Source organism: Micromonospora sp. D75 (assembly GCF_018070405.1).
Lineage (GTDB): Bacteria > Actinomycetota > Actinomycetes > Mycobacteriales > Micromonosporaceae > Micromonospora > Micromonospora chalcea.
In genome coordinates, this window is the sequence record NZ_JAGPXV010000675.1 from 1 (window position 1) to 3033 (window position 3033).

Consider the following 3033-nt stretch of genomic DNA (forward strand, 5'->3'; position numbering starts at 1 on the left):
GCCGCCCCTCGCCGCCGCGCCGAGTGCCCTCCGCCGACCTTGAACTCGATGCCCGCGCGACGGCCCGCCCTCACGTTGATCATGGACTTGCTGCCCCTCGGATGACCGGTTTCCGCACTTTGCCCGGGCAGGAAGTGCAAGATCGCCGGGGCCGGGGCCGGGGCCGGGGCCGGGGCCGGGGCCGGGGCGGGTGGTTCAGGGGATGCGGCGGGCTGTGCCGAGAGGGGCGGCGGGGACGGCGTCGGGGTGGAGGATGGCGGCTATGGTCTCGGCGCCGTCGACCAGGCGCGGGCCGGCGCGCACGATCAGCCCGTCCGCGTCCAGCGCCCACACCTGCGCGCCGGGGAAGTGCCCGGCCACGCCGACGGCCTGCTCGGCCGCGCCGTCGAGACGGAAGCCGCACGGCGCGACCAGCACCACGTCGGGTCGGGCGGCCCGCAGGGCGTCCCAGGTGGTCGGGCCGGACCGGGCGCCGCGATGGGTGCCCACCGGCTCGCCGCCGGCCACGTCGACCAGGTCGGGAATCCAGTGCCCGGCGCCGAACGGCGGGTCCACCCATTCGACCACCGCGACCCGGGGCCGGGGCCGGCCGGCCACCGCCGCGCGGACCGCCGCGAGCCGGGCGCGCAGGCCGTCGACAAGGGCCTCGGCACGGTCGGGCACCCGGGCCGCCGCGCCCACCGCGCGGATCGACTCCAGCACGTCGTCCAGGGTGTACGGGTCCAGCGACAGCACCTCGGACCGGCACCCGAGGTGGTCCACCGCGTCGGCGACCCGGCCCGAGGGCAGCGCGCAGACCCGGCACAGGTCCTGGGTGAGGATCAGGTCCGGGTCCAGCCCGGCCAGCGCCCCGGCGTGCAGCGTGTACAGGTCGGCTCCGGCCGCGACCTGCGCCCTGACGTAGGCGTCGATGTCGCCGGGACTCATGCCCCGGGTGTCCCGGCCGCCGACGACCACAGTGGTGCCCGCCCGGTACGACGCGGGCACCTCGCACTCGAACGTGACGCCGACCAGGTCGTCGCCGAGACCCAGCGCGTACACGATCTCGGTGGCGGAGGGAAGCAGGGAGACCAGCCGCATGCCGCCATCATGCCGGTCCCGCGGACCGCCCGGTGCGCGGGCACATCGGGTCGCCCTCGGGCCTTGCCGCCACGCCGTACGCGCTTAGACTCTGCTGACTCCGCCGAGCCCCCCGGGCGGTGTGCCGGGGTGCGTCGGCGCCCCGTTCCGGTCAGTCCGTCTGACCTGCGCTCCGGAGAACCCGATGAAGAGCCGTACCGCCGCCGTCCTGACCGTCCTCTGCGCGGCCACCGCGCTCACCGCCTGCGGTGACGACGAGCCCGCGCCGAAGGGCCAGCAGGTGCCGGTGACCGCCACCGACACCAGTTGCGAGGTCACCACCACGCTGTTCACGCCGGGCACCGTCACGTTCACCGTGACCAACCGGGGTCAGCAGGCCACCGGGGTCTACGTCTACGGCCGCGAGGGCGACGCCTTCACCAAGGTGATCGCCGAGGTCGCGGACGTGCCGGCGGGCCGTACCGGCGACCTGCGTGCCTCGCTGCAGACCGGCACGTACGAGGTGGCCTGCAAGCCCGGCCGGCAGGGCGACGGCGTGCGTACGAAGATCACCGTGTCCGACGACGGCAACCTGGCCAGCGCCGCAGCCGAGGTGGCCTACGACCGGTCGGTGACGATCGAGCTGACCGACGACGCGATGACCGGGGTGGACGCCCTGATCGCCGAGCCGGGCGAGAAGCTGGCGTTCAAGGTGACGAACAAGACCGCCGGGGCCCGGACGCTGTACGTGCTCAACCCCGACGGCAAGCGGGTCGCGGAGATGAAGGCGGAGGCCAACGGCACCGCCGAGACGGTGGTGACGCTCGGCGCGGCGGGGGACTGGTCGCTGAAGGTCAAGGGCGACGGCGTGCCGTCGGTGAGCAAGCGGCTGGTGGTGCGCTGAGGCGGCCGCGAAAACACCATCGATCCGGCTGCATCCACCGGGGACGGTGCGGGCGAAGCATTGGTCGTGACGACAGTCACGGACCTGGTCGCTTCGACGAAAGGCTCCCCGATGAACATCGCTCGTCTCGCCGCCCGGCTGGCCGTGGGCGCCACCGCGGCGGCGGTGGCCACCACCGCCGTCGCCGTGCCCGCCCAGGCCGGCGCCAAGCAGCCGGGCACGCGGTCGCTGGCCGCCGTGCTCACCGCGGACAAGAGCGGCTTCGACCGCAACTCGCGGGACTTCGACGTGCTCACCAAGGCGGTCCTGACGGTGCTGCAGGCCAAGCCGGACTCGCCGGTGAAGGTGCTCACCGACGGTACCGTCGCGCTGACCGCGTTCGTGCCGAACGACTACGCGTTCCGCGAGCTGGTCCGGGACATCACCGCCGCGAAGAAGCTGCCCGGGGAGAAGGCCGCGTTCGACGCGGTCGCCGGCCTGGGCGTGGACACGGTGGAGGACGTCCTGCTCTACCACGTCGTGCCGGGCGCGACGATCGACCGGAAGGCGGCGCTGAAGGCGGACGGCGCGGACCTGACCACCGCGCTCGGCGCCACCGTCGAGGTGGACGTGAAGCGCTGCTGGTACGGCCGCGAGGTGCGCCTGGTCGACGCCGACACCAGCGACCGCAACGCCAAGGTGGTGCGGTACGACATCAACAAGGGCAACAAGCAGATCGCGCACGCGGTGGACCGGGTGCTGCGCCCGATCGACCTTCCCTGAACCACCCCCGCCACGGCGCCCGGCACCCCCTGCCGGGCGCCGTCGGCGTGTGCCGCCCACCCGCCGTGTGACCTGGCTCTGGTGGGCGGCGCGAGCCGTGCCGTACGGTGCTCGCCGTGACCGCGCACGATCATGTCCCGCCCGGCCCCGTCGCCGTGCTCGCCAACCCGACCGCCGGCCGGGGGCGGCACCGCGGTCTGCTGCCCGGGATCCTGGAGCGCCTCGCCGGAGCGGGCCGCCCGGTCGAGCTGCTGCGCGCGCGTACCCCCGAGGAGGCGGAGGCGGCGTGCCACGCCGCGGTCGCCGGC

At 74.6% G+C, this 3033-nt stretch carries 3 protein-coding genes and 1 pseudogene; 3 read left to right on the top strand and 1 reads right to left on the bottom strand.

Features of this window, described 5'->3' with window-relative positions; genetic code table 11:
• Positions 1–195 precede the first annotated feature (195 nt).
• Positions 196–1080 (bottom strand): ABC transporter substrate-binding protein, encoded by an 885-nt coding sequence (locus KBX39_RS27490; protein WP_210873263.1) that lies wholly within the window; start codon positions 1078–1080, stop codon positions 196–198.
• 184 nt (positions 1081–1264) lie between these two features.
• On the opposite strand from KBX39_RS27490, the gene KBX39_RS27495 reads away from it, so the two are divergent.
• The 3 genes and pseudogenes from KBX39_RS27495 to KBX39_RS27505 form a co-directional block, all read left to right on the top strand.
• Positions 1265–1963, top strand: coding sequence for a hypothetical protein (locus KBX39_RS27495; RefSeq protein ID WP_064446096.1), 699 nt, complete (start codon positions 1265–1267; stop codon positions 1961–1963).
• Between the two features lie 111 nt (positions 1964–2074).
• On the top strand, positions 2075–2725 hold the full coding sequence (locus KBX39_RS27500) for a fasciclin domain-containing protein (protein ID WP_187694154.1): 651 nt from the start codon (positions 2075–2077) through the stop codon (positions 2723–2725).
• A 107-nt stretch (positions 2726–2832) separates the two neighbouring features.
• Positions 2833–3033: pseudogene (locus KBX39_RS27505) on the top strand (sphingosine kinase); the annotation flags it as partial.